Source organism: Bradyrhizobium ivorense (genome assembly GCF_900696085.1).
Classification (GTDB): domain Bacteria; phylum Pseudomonadota; class Alphaproteobacteria; order Rhizobiales; family Xanthobacteraceae; genus Bradyrhizobium; species Bradyrhizobium ivorense.
Map to the genome: position 1 here is coordinate 39,597 of NZ_CAADFC020000022.1, position 15,628 is coordinate 55,224.

A 15,628-nucleotide genomic window follows, 5' to 3' on the forward strand; every position below is an offset into this window, starting at 1 on the left:
AAGCTAGGTCTCGTTCTGTGTTGATTTGTTTCTGACTGAAGCGCGACGCGCAGCGACCCGGCGCATCGTCGCACAAGTTCAGGCGAAGAACGCGGCGATCGCTGCGAGGTCGGCTTCCACCGCGGCATCGCCGCGCAGGTTGGCGTCGATGGCACGGCGGCAGGCTTCTACCGTGTGCGCGTCACCCAGTTCGTTGGCGGCATCGAGGATCGACCAGATCGTGTCGATCGGCACGTTGTCGCTGAGCTGGGCGGCTTTCGGATCTGACAGCATCGTCCGTCCGTCCTAGAATTCGAACAGGTCGCTGCTGCGCTGCGCCAGCACATGCAGGTCCGCCATCGTGCCGCGGACTGCGCTGCAACGGCGGCATTCGATGATGGTGTCGTCGGACGTATGCGCCGGATCGGTCGCCTTGATCGACAAGCCGCCGCAATCGGTACAGACAATCTTGAAACCGGATGAAATGGTTTGCTGCTGCAAATTCATTGTGGCCTGAGCCCCTGTTGACGCCAACCTTACGGAACAACTTTTAAGACTGGGGTCGCGGAGTGGATCGCAATCGAGCGACCGCATTAGGAGGCAGTTAAGAGTCGCGCCCGGCGAAACGCAAAAGGCCGCCCAGGGGCGGCCGTCCTGCTGCCGATGCCTGGAAAACGTTTAGCGGACGGTCGAGGTCCCCGACGAGGTGATCGCGACCGGTTTGCCGGCCTTGATAACCTGGGTGGACTGCGCGGTCTGGGTGAAGTCCGCGTTGTTGCGGGCCGAAATGCCGAGAGCTGCAACCGCGATGCCGGCCACGAGCGCGACGACCACAATCTTGAGGTGGGTCGAGCGGTCCGCTGAATGGATCGAGTGGTTCATGATCGCCTCCGGGCGTCTACGCGCCGTCTGTTGCATGGATTCGTAAGGCCCATCTGTTTCCGGATCGTTTCGTGGGTTCCCCGAAATGGTTTCATCCCGCGGGCGGTTTGGTTTCGCGGGCGGCTTACCGGCGCGGCCGGCGGCCCGCCAGCTGGCCCAGGCCCAAACCGGGCCTGGGAGAAAAACAGTAATGAAAACAATGGTCATGACCCGCAGGGTGTGCTGGGAACGGGCTCCGCGACGGTCGCCGCCGCAATGCTTGGTAAACCTGCCCTTGCCGCGGCCGAGTTCGATTTCAAGCTCGGCGTCAACACGCCGGAAACCCATCCGCCAATGTTCCGCCTCACCGAGGCCGCCGAGGCACGTCGGCGCGTTACCTGACGCGTAATCGCACCGGTGATCTCCCTTTGCGATGCTCGGCTCATCGGCAGCGACGGCGCCGATCGATCTGCAAGGGAGATACGTGATGGACAGCCGACCGCTCTACGCGTCCGCGAGAGATGGCACAAAACTGTTCGTGCAGGACTGGGGCGCCGGCCGCCCGGTGCTGCTGCTGTCGGCGTGGACGTTCGACGCGAGCACCTGGGGCAGCCAAATCGCAGCACTCAACGACAGGGGCTTTCGCTGCATAGCGCCCGACCGGCGCGGGCACGGTCGATCCGAGATGCCGTCGCATGGCTATGATCTGGATACGCTGACCGACGACGTCGCCGATGTGCTCGAGCGGCGCGATCTGCGCGACGTGACCCTGGTCGGCTTCTCGATGGGAACCGCCGAGGCCGTGAACTATCTGGCGCGTTACGGATCGAAGCGGATTGCGCAGCTGGTGCTGGTGGCGCCGACGACACCGTGTCTGGTTGCGACTGACGACAATCCGGACGCGATCCCGAAGGCAATGATCGAGGCCGACCTCGCCGCGATTGCGCGGGATTTTCCGGCCTGGATCGCGGCCAACGAGCCGCCGTTCTTCCTGCCCGAGACGCCGGAGATCACGCGCGCCTGGATCCGCCAGATGATGCTGCGCGTGCCGCTGCCGGTGGTGCTGGCGTGCCGCAAGACCATTGCGCATGCCGATCTTCGCGCCGCGGTCGTCGGCATCGATCGTCCGACCTTGATCGTGCATGGCGACAGCGATGCCAGCGCGCCGTTGCCGTTGACCGGTGCGAGGACGGCCAAGCTGATCAAAGGCAGCAGGCTCACCGTCTACGCCGGTGCCCCGCACGCGCTGCCGCTGACGCACAGCGAGCGCCTGCTGTCCGATATGCTCGCGTTCATGGCGAGCTGAGACGGCGGCTAACTCGCGCGCGCGATGTCCGAGCGGATCCAGCGCGCGGCCCAGACGAAAAGCAGGGCGCCGAGCGTGGTGGTCACCGCGGCCGACAGCAGCGAGTAGCGCACCGCGTCGACGCCGTAAGCGCCCTTCAGCGCGTCGTTGATGATACCGACGGCGAGCGGGCCGACGCCCTGGCCGAAGCAGGTCGCGGTGAGCAGCACGATCGCCGAGGCCAGCGCCCGCATGCTCGGCTTTGCCACGGTCTGGGCGATCGCGAAGATCGGGCCGAGATGGAAGCCGACCATGAACGAGGTCAGCGCCAGGGTTGCGACCATCAGCGCAAAGCTCGGCGTCAGCATGCAGAGCGCGAACACAGGGCCGGCGAGGCCGGACATGATCGCCGGCGCCCATAATTTCCAGCGGTCGTCGCGGCGGCTGATCTGCGCCACCACGAGGCCGCCGACCAGGGTGCCGGCCATGCCGGCGAGGCCCTTGAAGGTACCGGCATAGGTGCCGATCTCGGCGCTGGTCAGATGATGGATGCGCGCCAGGAACGGCGGGATCCACACCGCGGTGGCGTAGTTTGTGTAGGTGGTGAGACAAAAGCCGATCAGCACGATGACGAAGCTTGGCTGGAGGCTGAGAAAGCGCAGCGTCGGCCCGATCGGCTCGGCCTTGAACGTTTCGGCCATCGCGCCGCGCTTCGGCTCGGAGATGGTCAGCCACAGCACCGCGGCGAGCGCGATGCCGGGCAGGCCAGCGGTGAAGAAGGCGGTGCGCCAGCCGTAGTGCTGGTTGACATAGCCGCCGATGAAATAGCCGAGGAAGACGCCGAGATAGGTGCCGATGGCGTAGATGCCGAGCGCGCGCGGCCGTTCGTTCTTGCTGAAGAGATCGGCGATCATCGATTGCGACGCCGGGGTGCCGGCGGATTCCCCGATGCCGACGCCGATCCGCGCCAGCGCCAGCGTGGTGACGCTGATGGCGAGGCCGCAGAGATAGGTCATGGCGCTCCAGAACGCGAAGGCGATCGCAACGATGTTGCGGCGGTTGAGGCGGTCGGCCATTCGCGCAATGGGAATGCCGAGCAGCGAATAAAACAGCACGAAGCCGAAGCCGGCGAGCAGGCCCATCGTGGTGTCGCTGAGCACGAACGCCTTCTTGATCGGCTCGATCAGCACATTGAAGATCGTGCGGTCGAGGAAGTTCAGGGCGTAGACGATGGTGAGCAGGGCGAGCACGTAATAGCGCCGGGCCGAGGGCCGGGCTGTGGCCTCGGCCGGCGCGGCTGCCTGCGGTGCGAGATCGACCATGGCATTCCCCCCGATGTCTTTATTGTTGTTTGTGAGCGCGGGCCGTCAGGCCTCGCGAATGTAATTCCCCGCCTCGAATTTGACCGGCTCGGCCGCGGCGTCGAACGACACCCCGATCGGGTCGCGCCCGGCGGCCAGCGCCTCGAGCTGGTCCGTGAGCATGCGGCGGATCATCAGGATGCCGCGGTCGCTCTGGCCAAAATGCTCCTCGGAATGAACCGTCACCGGGCCCTGGCCGACCTGCGCCTCGTAGTCGCCGGGGAATTGCTGGTGCTCCCGCTCGGTCATGTCCCACCAGAACTTGCCGTTGAACTTCGAGCGCATGCGGCCGATGTCGCCCGCATTCTTGACGCGGCCGGCGACGTAGATCCGGAACGAGGTGTCGTCGATCGGCAGGGTCCAGCCGATTGATTCGACGCGGGCGAATTGCGCGACCCGCGGGTTGGGCACCACCCGCAGCGTGGGCAGGGCGGCCTCGGTGACGCGGTAAAACACCCGGCCGTCGTCCTGGTTGCGGATCGAGCGCACCGCGACGCCGCGCGGCGTCATCTCGAACTTCACCTCGGGCATCGAGGCCATCATGGTGGTGAACTGCGGGCCCGAGAACGAGCCGTGCAGCACCGGCACGTGGTAGGGATCGACCACGTTCTCGAAATGCTGCAGCCAGTTGCAGGGGATCACGGCGGGTCCGCCGCCGCCGATCGAGGAATCGTCGGCCTCGACGAACTCGCCGTCGTCCATGGTCTCCAGGCACTCGTAGCGCGGCAGCACCGGCTGCTTCTCGGCCGGGCCCATATAGGCGAAGATCAGGCCGTAGCGCTCCTGCACCGGATACCAGGGCTGCCGCACCTTGTCCTTGAAGCGGCCGCCCTCGGGCTCGCAGGGCTGCTCGAGGCAACGGCCCTCGGTGTCGAATTTCCAGCCGTGATAGCAGCAGCGGATGCCGTCCTCCTCGACCTTGCCGTAGTAAAGGGTGGTGCCGCGGTGGCAGCACCGGGCATGCAGCAGTCCGATCCGGTTATGCTTGTCGCGGAACAGGATCAGGTCCTCAGCCAGCGCGCGGACTTTCCTGGGGATATCGGTGGCGTCGCCGGCGAGGCCGATCGGGTGCCAGTAGCGGCGCAGCAATTCACCCATCGGCGTGCCACGACCCACCGAGGTCAGCTCGGTTCGCCTTGCGGCCGGCTTCATGGCGTAGGCCGTGCCGAGGTCGCGGTCCCGCTGGGTGATCGTCATATCGTTTCCTCCCGCCGCCGGACTGCTGCCCGCGATCGCCTATCGTTGATGAAGTCAACGATAGATCGATGACAATGTCAACTATCTCGTTTAGCTTGGCAGCGGGCTGCTTTGTTGGCAGAGGTTGGCGATGACCGAGAAGCTGAAGACTGCGAAGGCTTTGCCGCCGGCGATCGCCGTCGACGCCGAGCAGGCGCCGATCACCGCGATGCTGTCGTCGCGGCTGATGGTGGTGGCCAATCTGCTCAAGCGCGGCGCCATCCTGCGCTACAAGCGGCTCGCCGGGCTGTCCTCGGTGGAGTTCGGCCTGGTGGCCTCGCTTGGCCGGCGACCGCCGATGAGCGTGGTGCGGCTGGCGGAAGCCGTCGGCATGGACAAGGGCCAGATCAGCCGGGCACTGGCCGAGCTCGTGGCGCGCAAGCTGGTCGCCAAGGCGATCAACCCGCGCGACAACCGGGAAACCCTGGTCTCCCTGACCAAGGCAGGCCTTGCCGCCCATGACGCAATTGTGGCCGGCGCGCAGGAGCGCAACCGGCGTCTGCTGGAACAGCTCGATCCCCAGGATCTTGAGGTTCTGCTCGGACATATTGACCGGCTGACCGCGACCGCCGCGGAAATGCTCGCCGACGAGAAAGAGCTGGGCTGATATGGCGGCGGGGCAGGGCACCGGATGGCCTGCATGGCGTTGCCCCGTGAGGCAAGCGCATCCGCCTCACAAGGCCGCGAGCCCGCGGAGACGACGGTAAAAGCGTCAAAATAGCTTGTCTTGCGCCCTCTGTTGCGCTGCGCTAAAGCCTCAGAATAATTCCAATCAACGAATCTGCGGCACGTCCGAAACCGCAGCAAGAAGGCCATCGCCGATGACCGGCATTCTGCAGAATTATCTTCCACTTGTGGTCTTTGTCGGGGTCGCCAGCCTGATCGGCCTGGCGCTCCTGGTGGCGCCGTTCCTGGTCGCGTTCCAGCAGCCGGATCCGGAAAAGCTCTCCGCCTATGAATGCGGATTCAACGCTTTTGATGACGCCCGCATGAAGTTCGACGTCCGCTTCTATCTGGTGGCGATCCTCTTCATCATCTTCGACCTCGAAGTGGCGTTCCTGTTCCCGTGGGCGGTGGCGTTCGGAAAGCTCGGCGCAACCGGGTTCTGGTCGATGATGGTGTTCCTGGCCGTGCTGACGGTCGGGTTTGCGTATGAATGGAAGAAAGGCGCGCTCGAATGGGATTGAGCCCCACCGCCGCAACCTCGCAGCCTGCGATCGCGCAAGCTCCGAAGGGCATTCTCGATCCGTCGACCGGCAAGCCGGTCGGCGCCAATGACCCGTTTTTCCTCGAGGTCAATCACGAGCTGTCCGACAAGGGCTTCTTCGTCGCCGCGGCCGACGACCTCATCACCTGGGCCCGCACCGGCTCCTTGATGTGGATGACCTTCGGTCTTGCCTGCTGCGCGGTCGAGATGATGCAGGTCTCGATGCCGCGTTACGACGTCGAGCGCTTCGGCTTCGCGCCGCGCGCCTCGCCGCGGCAGTCCGACGTGATGATCGTTGCCGGCACGCTGACCAACAAGATGGCGCCGGCGCTGCGCAAGGTCTACGACCAGATGCCGGAGCCGCGCTACGTCATCTCGATGGGCTCCTGCGCCAACGGCGGCGGCTACTATCACTATTCCTATTCGGTGGTGCGCGGCTGCGATCGCATCGTGCCGATCGACATCTACGTGCCGGGCTGCCCGCCCACGGCGGAAGCTCTGCTCTACGGCGTCCTGCTGCTGCAGAAGAAGATCCGCCGTATCGGCACTATCGAACGCTAAGGTTTTACGTCATGGACGACGGCAAGCTCGACGCCCTTGGGCAGACGATTGTGAGCGCGCTTCCGGGCGCGGCCACTTCGCACTCGGTCGCGTTCAACCAGCTCACTATCGATGTCGAGATTGGCAGAATCGTGGAGGTCGTTACGTTTTTGCGTGACGATCCGAACTGCCGTTTCGTCAACATCACCGACGTCACCGCGGTGGATTATCCGTCGCGCGAAAAGCGCTTCGACGTCGTCTACCATCTGCTGTCGCCGACGCTGAACGCGCGGATCCGGCTGCGCGGGCAGGCCGACGAGACCACGCAGGTGCCGTCGATCATCGGCGTCTTCCCGGGAGCCGACTGGTTCGAGCGCGAGACCTACGACCTTTACGGCGTGATTTTCATCGGCCATCCCGACATGCGGCGGCTCTTGACCGATTACGGTTTCGACGGTCATCCGCTGCGCAAGGACTTCCCGCTCACCGGCTTCGTCGAGGTTCGCTACGACGACCAGGAGAAGCGGGTGCTGTACGAGCCGGTCAGGCTCAACCAGGAATTCCGCAAGTTCGATTTCCTCTCGCCCTGGGAAGGCGCTGACTATCCGCTGCCCGGCGACGAGAAGGCCAAGGCGGAGCCGAAGGCATGAACGAGCAACCGCAAAATCTTCGCAACTTCACCATCAATTTCGGGCCGCAGCATCCGGCGGCGCACGGCGTGTTGCGCCTGGTGCTGGAGCTCGACGGCGAAGTCGTCGAGCGTGTCGATCCGCACATCGGCCTGCTGCATCGCGGCACCGAAAAGCTGATCGAGCACAAGACCTATCTGCAGGCGATTCCCTATTTCGACCGGCTCGACTACGTCGCGCCGATGAATCAGGAGCATGCGTTCTGCCTCGCGGCCGAAAAACTGCTCGGCATCGAGGTGCCGCGCCGCGGCCAGCTGATCCGCGTGCTCTATTGCGAGATCGGCCGCATTCTCTCGCATCTGCTCAACGTCACGACGCAGGCGATGGACGTCGGCGCGCTGACCCCGCCGCTGTGGGGCTTTGAAGAGCGCGAGAAGCTGATGGTGTTTTACGAGCGCGCTTCCGGCTCGCGCATGCACGCGGCGTTCTTCCGCGTCGGCGGCGTGCACCAGGACCTGCCGCCGAAGCTGATCGACGACATCGAGGCGTGGTGCGATCCGTTCCTCAAGGTGGTCGACGATCTCGATACGCTGCTCACCGGCAACCGCATCTTCAAGCAGCGCAACGTCGACATCGGCGTGGTGCCGCTGAAGGAAGCCTGGGAGTGGGGCTTTTCGGGCGTGATGGTGCGCGGCTCCGGCGCGGCCTGGGATCTGCGCAAGTCGCAGCCCTATGAGTGCTACGCCGAAATGGAGTTCGACATCCCGATCGGCAAGAACGGCGACTGCTTCGACCGCTACCTGATCCGCATGGAAGAGATGCGCCAGTCGGTGCGCATCATGAAGCAGTGCATCCAGAAGCTCAAAGCGCCGGACGGGCAGGGCCCGGTCGTGGTCGAGGACAACAAGATCGCGCCGCCGCGCCGTGGCGAGATGAAGCGCTCGATGGAAGCGCTGATCCACCACTTCAAGCTCTACACCGAGGGCGTCCACGTGCCGGCCGGCGAGGTCTACGCCGCGGTCGAGGCGCCGAAGGGCGAGTTCGGCGTCTATCTCGTCGCCGACGGCACCAACAAGCCCTACAAGTGCAAGATCCGCGCGCCGGGTTTCGCTCACCTGCAGGCGATGGATCACATTTGCAAGGGCCATCTGCTGGCCGACGTTTCCGCCATCCTCGGCTCGCTGGACATCGTGTTCGGCGAGGTCGACCGGTGATGATGGCCGCATCCGCACCGCTGAATTGAGAGTTTGATCGATGTCCGTCCGCCGCCTTGCCCCGAAGGAATTGCAGCCCGCGAGCTTCACGTTCACCGACGAGAATCTCGCCTGGGCCAAGAAGGAGATCGCAAAGTATCCGCCGGGCCGTCAGGCCTCGGCCGCGATCGCGATCCTGTGGCGCGTGCAGGAGCAGCACGAGGGCTGGGTGTCGGAGGCGGCGATCCGCGCGGTCGCCGACCTGCTCGAGATGCCGCATATCCGCATGCTGGAGATCGCGACCTTCTATACGATGTTCCAGCTCTCGCCGGTCGGCAAGAAGGCGCATGTCCAGGTCTGCGGCACCACGCCGTGCCGGCTGCGCGGCGCCGCCGACCTGATCGAGGTGTGCCAGCATCGCATCCATCACGATCCGTTCCAGCTGTCGAAGGACGGCAACTTCTCCTGGGAGGAGGTCGAGTGCCTGGGTGCCTGCGTGAATGCGCCGATGGTGCTGATCTGGAAGGACACCTATGAGGATCTGACCAAGGAAAGCTTTGGCAAGGTGCTCGACGGCTTTGCCGCCGGCAATCCGCCGAAGCCGGGTCCGCAGGTCGACCGTCAGTTCTCGGCTCCCGCCGGCGGGCCGACCACGCTGAAGGAGGTCACCTGATGCAAGGCTTTCAGGTCAGCGGGACGGGGACGGGCGCTGCGATGAAGAACTGGCGCAACGTCGCGCTGCACAGCGCGCTGGCGGCCGGCTTCATGTTCCTGCTGCAGCGCTACGGCCTGAGCGCCACGCTGGAATCCAGCCTGTTGTGGGCCATCGTGTTCGGCGGCTGCGCCGCCGGGCTCGCTTATTCCCAAGCCAATCGGTGATGTTCGGAAAGTTTTGAGCATGCTCGACGACAAGGACCGCATCTTCAAGAACCTCTACGGCCTGCATGACTGGGGCCTCGAGGGCGCGCGCCGCCGAGGCGCCTGGGATGGCACCAAGGCAATCATCGACAAGGGCCGCGACTGGATCATCAACGAGATGAAGGCGTCCGGCCTGCGCGGCCGCGGCGGGGCGGGCTTCCCGACCGGCATGAAGTGGTCGTTCATGCCCAAGGAGTCCAAGGACGGCCGTCCGAGCTACCTCGTCGTCAACGCCGACGAGTCCGAGCCCGGCACCTGCAAGGACCGCGAGATCATGCGGCACGATCCGCATCTGCTGATCGAAGGCTGCCTGCTCGCGAGCTTCGCGATGGGCGCGCATGCCTGCTACATCTATGTCCGCGGCGAGTTCATCCGCGAGCGCGAACACCTGCAGGCCGCGATCGACCAGGCCTATGACGCGAGGCTGATCGGCAAGGACAACATCAACGGCTGGCCGTTCGACCTCTATGTCGCGCACGGCGCCGGCGCCTATATCTGCGGTGAGGAGACCGCGCTGCTCGAGAGCCTCGAGGGCAAGAAGGGCCAGCCGCGTCTGAAGCCGCCGTTCCCGGCCAATGTCGGCCTCTACGGCTGCCCGACCACCGTCAACAACGTCGAATCGATCGCGGTTGCGCCCGACATCCTGCGCCGCGGCGCCGCCTGGTTTGCCGCCATCGGCCGGCCGAACAATGTCGGCACAAAGCTGTTCTGCGTCTCCGGCCATGTCGAGCGGCCCTGCAACGTCGAAGAGGCGATGGGGATTCCGTTCCGCGAGCTGATCGAGAAGCATTGTGGCGGCATCCGCGGCGGCTGGGACAATCTGAAGGCCGTGATCCCCGGCGGCTCGTCGGTGCGCATGGTGCCGGCCGAGCAGATCATCGACACGCCGATGGATTTCGACTCGCTGAGCAAGCTGCGCTCCGGCCTCGGCACCGCGGCCGTGATCGTGATGGACAAGTCGACCGACCTGATCCGGGCGATCGCCCGCATCTCCTACTTCTACAAGCATGAGAGCTGCGGCCAGTGCACGCCGTGCCGCGAGGGCACCGGGTGGATGTGGCGGGTGCTGACCCGCATGGCCGAGGGCCGCGCCCACAAGCGCGAGATCGACATGTTGCTGGAGGTCACCAAGCAGGTCGAGGGCCACACCATCTGCGCGCTCGGCGATGCTGCGGCCTGGCCGATCCAGGGCCTGATCGCGCACTTCCGTCACGAGATTGAAGAGCGCATCGACCAGTATTCGCACAAGGCCGATCTCGACGATCAGGGCGTTCGAGATCCCATGCATATGGCGGCGGAGTAATGACGGCGATGGCGCAACAGGCCGCATGGTGGCAGAGATACGGGACGCTGGCGCAGATGGCGCACGCGACCGTGGCGCTGCTCGGCTTTGGCGCCGTCCTGCTGCAGATCAACGAGATCCGTTGGTCGAACCGCGCCTCCGCTGCGCGCACGGCGTATCTCGGCTACACCGATCTCGCCTTCAAGAACCCGAAATTCGCGCAGCCCGATTACGAGGCCATCAAGGCCGGCAGCCGCGAAGAGCGGTCGCAATATGAGAGCTTCGTCTCGTATTTCCTCTATGCCTGCGAGGAAACCTTTGCCGCGTTTGCGGACAAGCGCGAATGGCAGGCATCCTGTGACTACGAGCTGAAACCGCATTTGGCGTTCCTCTGCGAGAAGAACCAGGCGCAGCCCGCGTATCTCGCGACCTACGGCGCCGAGACCCAGCAATGGGTGAAGACCTCACTGAAAACCGCCGGCGTTGCACCGCCCGACTGCAAGCTCGGAAAGACCTGAGACAGACATGAGCAAGATCATCATCGATGGCAAAGAGATCGATGTGCCGCCGGAATACACGCTGCTGCAGGCGTGCGAGGAGGCCGGCGCCGAGATTCCGCGCTTCTGCTATCACGAGCGGCTGTCGATCGCCGGCAATTGCCGGATGTGCCTCGTCGAAGTGAAGGGCGGCCCGAAGCCGGTCGCGAGCTGCGCCTGGGCCGTGCGCGACTGCCGTCCGGGCCCGAAGGGCGAGCCGCCGGAGATCTCGACCCGTTCGCCGATGGTCAAGAAGGCGCGCGAAGGCGTGATGGAGTTTTTGCTGATCAACCATCCGCTGGACTGCCCGATCTGCGACCAGGGCGGTGAGTGCGACCTGCAGGATCAGGCGATGGGCTACGGCGTCGACACCAGCCGCTTCGCCGAGAACAAGCGCGCGGTCGAGGACAAGTATCTCGGCGCGCTGGTCAAGACCTCGATGAACCGCTGCATCCAGTGCACGCGCTGCGTCCGCTTCTCCGCCGAGGTCTGCGGCGCGCCGGAAATGGGCGCGACCGGACGCGGCGAGGACATGGAGATCACGACCTATCTGGAACAGGCGCTGAGCTCGGAGCTGCAGGGCAACCTGGTCGACATCTGCCCGGTCGGTGCGCTGACCTCGAAGCCCTACGCGTTCGCGGCGCGGCCCTGGGAACTCGGCAAGACCCAGTCGGTCGACGTCATGGACGGCGTCGGATCGGCGATCCGCGTCGACACCCGCGGCCGCGAGGTGATGCGCATTCTGCCGCGCATCAACGAAGCGGTGAACGAGGAGTGGATTTCCGACAAGACCCGCCACGTCGTCGACGGCTTGCGCACCCAGCGCCTCGACCGGCCCTATGTGCGCCAGAACGGCCAGCTCCGCCCGACCTCGTGGCAAGAGGCTTTTGCCGCGATCGCCGCCAAGGCCGGCCGCACCGACGGCAAGCGGATCGGCGCCATCGCCGGCGATCTTGCCGCGGTCGAGGAGATGTACGCGCTCAAGGAGCTGCTGGCGAAGTTCGGCTCGGTCAATCTGGCGGTGCAGGGCGGCGACGCCTTCGACGCCAAGGCGGGTCGCGGCTCCTACATCTTCAACCCGACCATATCAGGCATCGACCAGGCCGATGCGCTCCTGATCGTCGGCTCGCATCCGCGCAAGGAAGCCGCGGTGCTGAACGCGCGGATCCGCAAGCGCTGGCGCCATGGCGGGCTCAAGGTCGGCCTGATCGGCAGCAAGGCCGAGTTCACCTATCCCCACGAATATCTCGGGGCGGGCACCGAGACGCTGGCCGATCTCGCCGCCGGCAAGCATTCCTTCGCCGACGTGCTGAAGAACGCCAAGCACCCGATCATCCTGGTCGGCGCCGGCGCCTATACGCGGCACGATGGCGCGGCGGTGCTGGCGCAGGCCGCCAAGCTCGCGCTCGATGTCGGCGCGATCAAGGACGGCTGGAACGGCTTTGCCGTGCTGCAGGATACGGCTTCGCGCGCCGGCGCGCTCGATATCGGCTTCTCGCCGGCGGCCGGCGGCCTGACCACGGCGCAGATGACCACCTTCGGTACGCTCGACGTGCTGTTCCTGCTCGGCGCCGACGAGGTCACGGTGCCGGACGGCACTTTCGTGGTCTATATCGGCACCCATGGCGACCGTGGCGCGCATCGCGCCGACGTCATCCTGCCGGGCGCGGCCTATACCGAGAAGTCCGGCATCTACGTCAACACCGAAGGGCGGGCGCAGCTCGCCAACCGTGCCGCCTTCCCGCCGGGCGAAGCCCGCGAGGACTGGGCGATCATCCGCGCGCTGTCGGATGTGCTCGGCAAGAAGCTGCCGTTCGACTCGCTGCAGGCGCTGCGCCAGGCGCTGTTCAAGGCCACCCCGCACCTGATGCGGCTCGACCAGATCGAGGCCGGCAAGGCCGACGACGTCAAGGCGCTGGCGGGCAAGGGCGGCAGTGTCGACAAGGCGGCATTCAAGCCGACCGTCGAGGATTTCTATTTGACCAACCCGATCGCACGGGCCTCCGCCGTGATGGCGGAATGCTCGCGGCTGGCATCGGGCAAATTGCTGACGGCAGCGGAGTGAGCGTGACCTGATGGCTGATTTCTTCGCAAGCTCGTTCTGGACCGGCTTCCTCTGGCCGCTGATCATCATGGTCGCGGAGAGCCTGTTGCTGCTGGTCGTGCTGCTGATCGCGATCGCCTACATCCTGCTTGCCGACCGCAAGATCTGGGCGGCGGTGCAGATCCGCCGCGGCCCCAACGTGGTCGGCCCGTTCGGACTGCTGCAGTCGTTCGCCGACCTGCTGAAATTCGTGCTGAAGGAGCCGGTGATTCCCGACGGCTCCAACAAGGGCGTGTTCCTGCTGGCGCCGCTGGTCAGTTGCGTGCTGGCGCTGGCCGCCTGGGCCGTGATCCCGATGGATCTCGGCTGGGTGATCTCCGACATCAATGTCGGCGTGCTCTACATCTTTGCGATCTCGTCGCTGTCGATCTACGGCATCATCATGGCCGGCTGGTCGTCGAACTCGAAATATCCGTTCCTGGCGGCGCTGCGCTCGGCGGCGCAGATGGTGTCCTACGAGGTCTCGATCGGCTTCGTCATCATCACCGTGCTGCTCTGCGCCGGTTCGCTGAACCTGTCGGCGGTGGTGGAAGCGCAGAACAGCCGCGGGCTCGCGCACCTGATCGGCCTGCCGCAGCTCACCATCCTGAACTGGTATGTGTGGCCGCTGTTCCCGATGTTCGTGGTGTTCTACGTCTCGGCGCTGGCGGAAACCAACCGCCCGCCGTTCGACCTCGTCGAAGCGGAATCCGAGCTGGTTGCCGGCTTCATGACCGAATACGGCTCGACCCCGTATCTCTTGTTCATGCTCGGCGAGTATGTCGCGATTACCACGATGTGCGCGCTGGCGACGCTGCTGTTCCTCGGCGGCTGGCTGCCGCCGGTGAACCTGCCGCCGTTCACCTGGATCCCGGGCATCGTCTGGTTCGCGCTGAAACTGTTCTTCATGTTCTTCATGTTCGCGATGGCGAAGGCGATCGTGCCGCGCTACCGCTACGATCAACTGATGCGGCTCGGCTGGAAGGTGTTCCTGCCGCTGTCGCTGGCAATGGTGGTGATTGTGGCCGGCGTGCTGCAGTTCGCCGGCATCGCGCCGAAGTGAGGCCGTCATGAGTGTCAACGTCAACGCAACTGCCCGCTCGCTTCTGCTTTCGGAATTCGTCTCGGCGTTCATGCTCGCCATGCGCTATTTCTTCAAGCCGAAGCCGACGCTGAACTATCCCTTCGAGAAGGGCCCGATCTCGCCGCGCTTCCGCGGCGAGCACGCGCTGCGCCGTTATCCGAACGGCGAGGAACGCTGCATCGCCTGCAAGCTGTGCGAGGCGATCTGCCCGGCGCAGGCGATCACCATCGAGGCCGGCCCGCGCCGCAACGACGGCACCCGCCGCACGGTGCGCTACGACATCGACATGGTGAAGTGCATCTATTGCGGCCTGTGCCAGGAGGCCTGCCCGGTCGACGCCATCGTCGAGGGGCCGAATTTCGAGTTCGCGACCGAGACCCGCGAGGAACTGTATTATGACAAGGCCAAGCTGCTCGCCAATGGCGACCGCTGGGAGCGCGACATCGCCAAGTCGATCGCGCTCGACGCGCCGTACCGGTGAGGTGAGGGCATGATCCTTCCGGCGCTGTTCTTCTATCTGTTTGCCGCGGTCTGCGTGGCCTCGGCGGTGATGGTGATTGTCTCGCGCAATCCCGTGCACTCCGTGCTGTTCCTGATCCTGGCCTTCGTCAACGCGGCCGGGCTGTTCATCCTGATGGGCGCCGAGTTCCTCGGGATGATGCTGATCGTGGTCTATGTCGGCGCGGTCGCGGTGCTGTTCCTGTTCGTGATCATGATGCTCGACGTCGACTTCGTCGAGCTGCGCGAGGGCTTCATCCAGTACCTGCCGATCGGCATCGTGATCGGCGGCATCTTCATGTTCGAGCTGCTGCTGGTGGTCGGCGCCTGGGTGATCAACCCACAGGTCACCAAGACGATCACGGCGGCGATCCCGACCAATGTCAGCAACACCGAGGCGCTCGGCCTCGTGCTGTACACCAAGTACATCCATTACTTCCAGCTCGCCGGCATGGTGCTGCTGGTCGCGATGATCGGCGCCATCGTGCTGACGCTGCGCCACAAGGCCAACGTCAAGCGCCAGAACATCAACGTGCAGAACGCGCGCACGCCCGACATGGCGATGGCGCTGCGCAAGGTGGCGTCGGGGCAGGGGCTTTCGGACGCCGATGCGGCGGAGTGGGTGAAATGACGATCGGGCTCGGGCACTATCTGGCGGTCGGCGCGATCCTGTTCACGCTCGGGATCCTCGGCATCTTCCTCAACCGCAAGAACATCATCGTCATCCTGATGTCGATCGAGCTGATCCTGCTCTCGGTCAACATCAACCTGGTGGCGTTCTCGACCTTCCTCGGCGACATCGTCGGCCAGGTGTTCGCGCTCTTGGTGCTGACGGTGGCGGCCGCCGAGGCCGCGATCGGCCTTGCCGTGCTGGTGGTGTATTTCCGCAACCGCGGTTCGATCGCGGTTGAAGACGTCAATCTGATGAAGGGCTAG

At 65.0% G+C, this 15,628-nt stretch carries 20 protein-coding genes; 15 read left to right on the top strand and 5 right to left on the bottom strand.

The annotated features are described in order from the left end of the window. Positions 1 to 78: 78 nt before the first annotated feature. The 3 genes from CI41S_RS27850 to CI41S_RS27860 form a co-directional block, all read right to left on the bottom strand. The gene (locus CI41S_RS27850; protein WP_139483912.1) at positions 79 to 273 is read right to left on the bottom strand and encodes a hypothetical protein; all 195 of its coding nucleotides are present in this window, start codon (positions 271 to 273) and stop codon (positions 79 to 81) included. Positions 274 to 285: 12 nt separating this feature from the next. Continuing rightward, positions 286 to 486: a hypothetical protein gene (locus CI41S_RS27855; RefSeq protein WP_139483911.1), complete on the bottom strand. Its 201-nt coding sequence runs from the start codon at positions 484 to 486 to the stop codon at positions 286 to 288. Positions 487 to 657: 171 nt separating this feature from the next. Further along, entirely contained in the window at positions 658 to 861 is a 204-nt protein-coding gene (locus tag CI41S_RS27860) for a hypothetical protein (RefSeq protein ID WP_139483910.1), read from the bottom strand. 466 nt (positions 862 to 1,327) lie between these two features. Here CI41S_RS27860 and CI41S_RS27870 point away from each other — a divergent pair, with 466 nt between their 5' ends. Next, entirely contained in the window at positions 1,328 to 2,146 is an 819-nt protein-coding gene (locus CI41S_RS27870) for an alpha/beta fold hydrolase (RefSeq protein ID WP_139862501.1), read from the top strand. An 8-nt stretch (positions 2,147 to 2,154) separates the two neighbouring features. Here CI41S_RS27870 and CI41S_RS27875 read toward each other — a convergent pair whose 3' ends face one another. Together CI41S_RS27875 and CI41S_RS27880 are read right to left on the bottom strand one after the other, a co-directional pair. Then, positions 2,155 to 3,447: a spinster family MFS transporter gene (locus tag CI41S_RS27875; RefSeq protein ID WP_139862502.1), complete on the bottom strand. Its 1,293-nt coding sequence runs from the start codon at positions 3,445 to 3,447 to the stop codon at positions 2,155 to 2,157. 45 nt (positions 3,448 to 3,492) lie between these two features. Then, positions 3,493 to 4,683: an aromatic ring-hydroxylating dioxygenase subunit alpha gene (locus CI41S_RS27880; RefSeq protein ID WP_139862503.1), complete on the bottom strand. Its 1,191-nt coding sequence runs from the start codon at positions 4,681 to 4,683 to the stop codon at positions 3,493 to 3,495. Between the two features lie 130 nt (positions 4,684 to 4,813). Between CI41S_RS27880 and CI41S_RS27885 the strand changes: the two genes are divergently transcribed. The 14 genes from CI41S_RS27885 to nuoK all read left to right on the top strand — a co-directional run bounded on the left by CI41S_RS27885 (position 4,814) and on the right by nuoK (position 15,628). Then, complete coding sequence (locus tag CI41S_RS27885) at positions 4,814 to 5,329, top strand: MarR family winged helix-turn-helix transcriptional regulator (RefSeq protein WP_139862504.1); 516 nt, start codon at positions 4,814 to 4,816, stop codon at positions 5,327 to 5,329. A gap of 214 nt (positions 5,330 to 5,543) precedes the next feature. Beyond that, positions 5,544 to 5,909, top strand: a complete 366-nt coding sequence (locus tag CI41S_RS27890) for an NADH-quinone oxidoreductase subunit A (RefSeq protein WP_139483904.1) — start codon at positions 5,544 to 5,546, stop codon at positions 5,907 to 5,909. After that, complete coding sequence (locus tag CI41S_RS27895; protein WP_139483903.1) at positions 5,900 to 6,490, top strand: NuoB/complex I 20 kDa subunit family protein; 591 nt, start codon at positions 5,900 to 5,902, stop codon at positions 6,488 to 6,490. The genes CI41S_RS27890 and CI41S_RS27895 overlap by 10 nt, the downstream gene beginning before the upstream one ends. Positions 6,491 to 6,501: 11 nt before the next feature. Then, positions 6,502 to 7,119, top strand: coding sequence for an NADH-quinone oxidoreductase subunit C (locus CI41S_RS27900; RefSeq protein WP_139862505.1), 618 nt, complete (start codon positions 6,502 to 6,504; stop codon positions 7,117 to 7,119). After that, complete coding sequence (locus CI41S_RS27905; protein WP_139862506.1) at positions 7,116 to 8,312, top strand: NADH-quinone oxidoreductase subunit D; 1,197 nt, start codon at positions 7,116 to 7,118, stop codon at positions 8,310 to 8,312. The genes CI41S_RS27900 and CI41S_RS27905 overlap by 4 nt, the downstream gene beginning before the upstream one ends. A gap of 40 nt (positions 8,313 to 8,352) precedes the next feature. Continuing rightward, entirely contained in the window at positions 8,353 to 8,964 is a 612-nt protein-coding gene (gene nuoE / locus CI41S_RS27910; RefSeq protein ID WP_139483900.1) for an NADH-quinone oxidoreductase subunit NuoE, read from the top strand. Next, entirely contained in the window at positions 8,964 to 9,170 is a 207-nt protein-coding gene (locus tag CI41S_RS27915; protein WP_139862507.1) for a hypothetical protein, read from the top strand. Before nuoE ends, CI41S_RS27915 begins: the two co-directional genes overlap by 1 nt. A 19-nt stretch (positions 9,171 to 9,189) precedes the next feature. Further along, positions 9,190 to 10,512, top strand: coding sequence for an NADH-quinone oxidoreductase subunit NuoF (nuoF, locus tag CI41S_RS27920; RefSeq protein ID WP_139483898.1), 1,323 nt, complete (start codon positions 9,190 to 9,192; stop codon positions 10,510 to 10,512). An 8-nt stretch (positions 10,513 to 10,520) separates the two neighbouring features. Next, positions 10,521 to 11,009, top strand: coding sequence for a hypothetical protein (locus tag CI41S_RS27925; RefSeq protein ID WP_139483897.1), 489 nt, complete (start codon positions 10,521 to 10,523; stop codon positions 11,007 to 11,009). A 7-nt stretch (positions 11,010 to 11,016) separates the two neighbouring features. Next, entirely contained in the window at positions 11,017 to 13,092 is a 2,076-nt protein-coding gene (nuoG, locus tag CI41S_RS27930) for an NADH-quinone oxidoreductase subunit NuoG (RefSeq protein WP_139862508.1), read from the top strand. A 10-nt stretch (positions 13,093 to 13,102) separates the two neighbouring features. Continuing rightward, positions 13,103 to 14,173, top strand: a complete 1,071-nt coding sequence (gene nuoH, locus CI41S_RS27935) for an NADH-quinone oxidoreductase subunit NuoH (protein WP_139483895.1) — start codon at positions 13,103 to 13,105, stop codon at positions 14,171 to 14,173. A 7-nt stretch (positions 14,174 to 14,180) separates the two neighbouring features. After that, positions 14,181 to 14,675: an NADH-quinone oxidoreductase subunit NuoI gene (gene nuoI / locus CI41S_RS27940; protein ID WP_139483894.1), complete on the top strand. Its 495-nt coding sequence runs from the start codon at positions 14,181 to 14,183 to the stop codon at positions 14,673 to 14,675. A 9-nt stretch (positions 14,676 to 14,684) separates the two neighbouring features. Beyond that, a complete protein-coding gene (locus CI41S_RS27945) occupies positions 14,685 to 15,323 on the top strand; it encodes an NADH-quinone oxidoreductase subunit J (protein WP_139862509.1) in 639 nt (212 codons plus the stop codon). Further along, entirely contained in the window at positions 15,320 to 15,628 is a 309-nt protein-coding gene (gene nuoK, locus CI41S_RS27950) for an NADH-quinone oxidoreductase subunit NuoK (RefSeq protein ID WP_027537255.1), read from the top strand. The genes CI41S_RS27945 and nuoK overlap by 4 nt, the downstream gene beginning before the upstream one ends.

What these genes read in the sequence shown, in the direction of transcription:
- CI41S_RS27850 (WP_139483912.1), bottom strand. Translation starts at nt 273, where the DNA reads ATGCTGTCAGATCCGAAAGCCGCCCAGCTCAGCGACAACGTGCCGATC.
- CI41S_RS27855 (WP_139483911.1), bottom strand. Translation starts at nt 486, where the DNA reads ATGAATTTGCAGCAGCAAACCATTTCATCCGGTTTCAAGATTGTCTGT.
- CI41S_RS27860 (WP_139483910.1), bottom strand. Translation starts at nt 861, where the DNA reads ATGAACCACTCGATCCATTCAGCGGACCGCTCGACCCACCTCAAGATT.
- CI41S_RS27870 (WP_139862501.1), top strand. Translation starts at nt 1,328, where the DNA reads ATGGACAGCCGACCGCTCTACGCGTCCGCGAGAGATGGCACAAAACTG.
- CI41S_RS27875 (WP_139862502.1), bottom strand. Translation starts at nt 3,447, where the DNA reads ATGGTCGATCTCGCACCGCAGGCAGCCGCGCCGGCCGAGGCCACAGCC.
- CI41S_RS27880 (WP_139862503.1), bottom strand. Translation starts at nt 4,683, where the DNA reads ATGACGATCACCCAGCGGGACCGCGACCTCGGCACGGCCTACGCCATG.
- CI41S_RS27885 (WP_139862504.1), top strand. Translation starts at nt 4,814, where the DNA reads ATGACCGAGAAGCTGAAGACTGCGAAGGCTTTGCCGCCGGCGATCGCC.
- CI41S_RS27890 (WP_139483904.1), top strand. Translation starts at nt 5,544, where the DNA reads ATGACCGGCATTCTGCAGAATTATCTTCCACTTGTGGTCTTTGTCGGG.
- CI41S_RS27895 (WP_139483903.1), top strand. Translation starts at nt 5,900, where the DNA reads ATGGGATTGAGCCCCACCGCCGCAACCTCGCAGCCTGCGATCGCGCAA.
- CI41S_RS27900 (WP_139862505.1), top strand. Translation starts at nt 6,502, where the DNA reads ATGGACGACGGCAAGCTCGACGCCCTTGGGCAGACGATTGTGAGCGCG.
- CI41S_RS27905 (WP_139862506.1), top strand. Translation starts at nt 7,116, where the DNA reads ATGAACGAGCAACCGCAAAATCTTCGCAACTTCACCATCAATTTCGGG.
- nuoE (WP_139483900.1), top strand. Translation starts at nt 8,353, where the DNA reads ATGTCCGTCCGCCGCCTTGCCCCGAAGGAATTGCAGCCCGCGAGCTTC.
- CI41S_RS27915 (WP_139862507.1), top strand. Translation starts at nt 8,964, where the DNA reads ATGCAAGGCTTTCAGGTCAGCGGGACGGGGACGGGCGCTGCGATGAAG.
- nuoF (WP_139483898.1), top strand. Translation starts at nt 9,190, where the DNA reads ATGCTCGACGACAAGGACCGCATCTTCAAGAACCTCTACGGCCTGCAT.
- CI41S_RS27925 (WP_139483897.1), top strand. Translation starts at nt 10,521, where the DNA reads ATGGCGCAACAGGCCGCATGGTGGCAGAGATACGGGACGCTGGCGCAG.
- nuoG (WP_139862508.1), top strand. Translation starts at nt 11,017, where the DNA reads ATGAGCAAGATCATCATCGATGGCAAAGAGATCGATGTGCCGCCGGAA.
- nuoH (WP_139483895.1), top strand. Translation starts at nt 13,103, where the DNA reads ATGGCTGATTTCTTCGCAAGCTCGTTCTGGACCGGCTTCCTCTGGCCG.
- nuoI (WP_139483894.1), top strand. Translation starts at nt 14,181, where the DNA reads ATGAGTGTCAACGTCAACGCAACTGCCCGCTCGCTTCTGCTTTCGGAA.
- CI41S_RS27945 (WP_139862509.1), top strand. Translation starts at nt 14,685, where the DNA reads ATGATCCTTCCGGCGCTGTTCTTCTATCTGTTTGCCGCGGTCTGCGTG.
- nuoK (WP_027537255.1), top strand. Translation starts at nt 15,320, where the DNA reads ATGACGATCGGGCTCGGGCACTATCTGGCGGTCGGCGCGATCCTGTTC.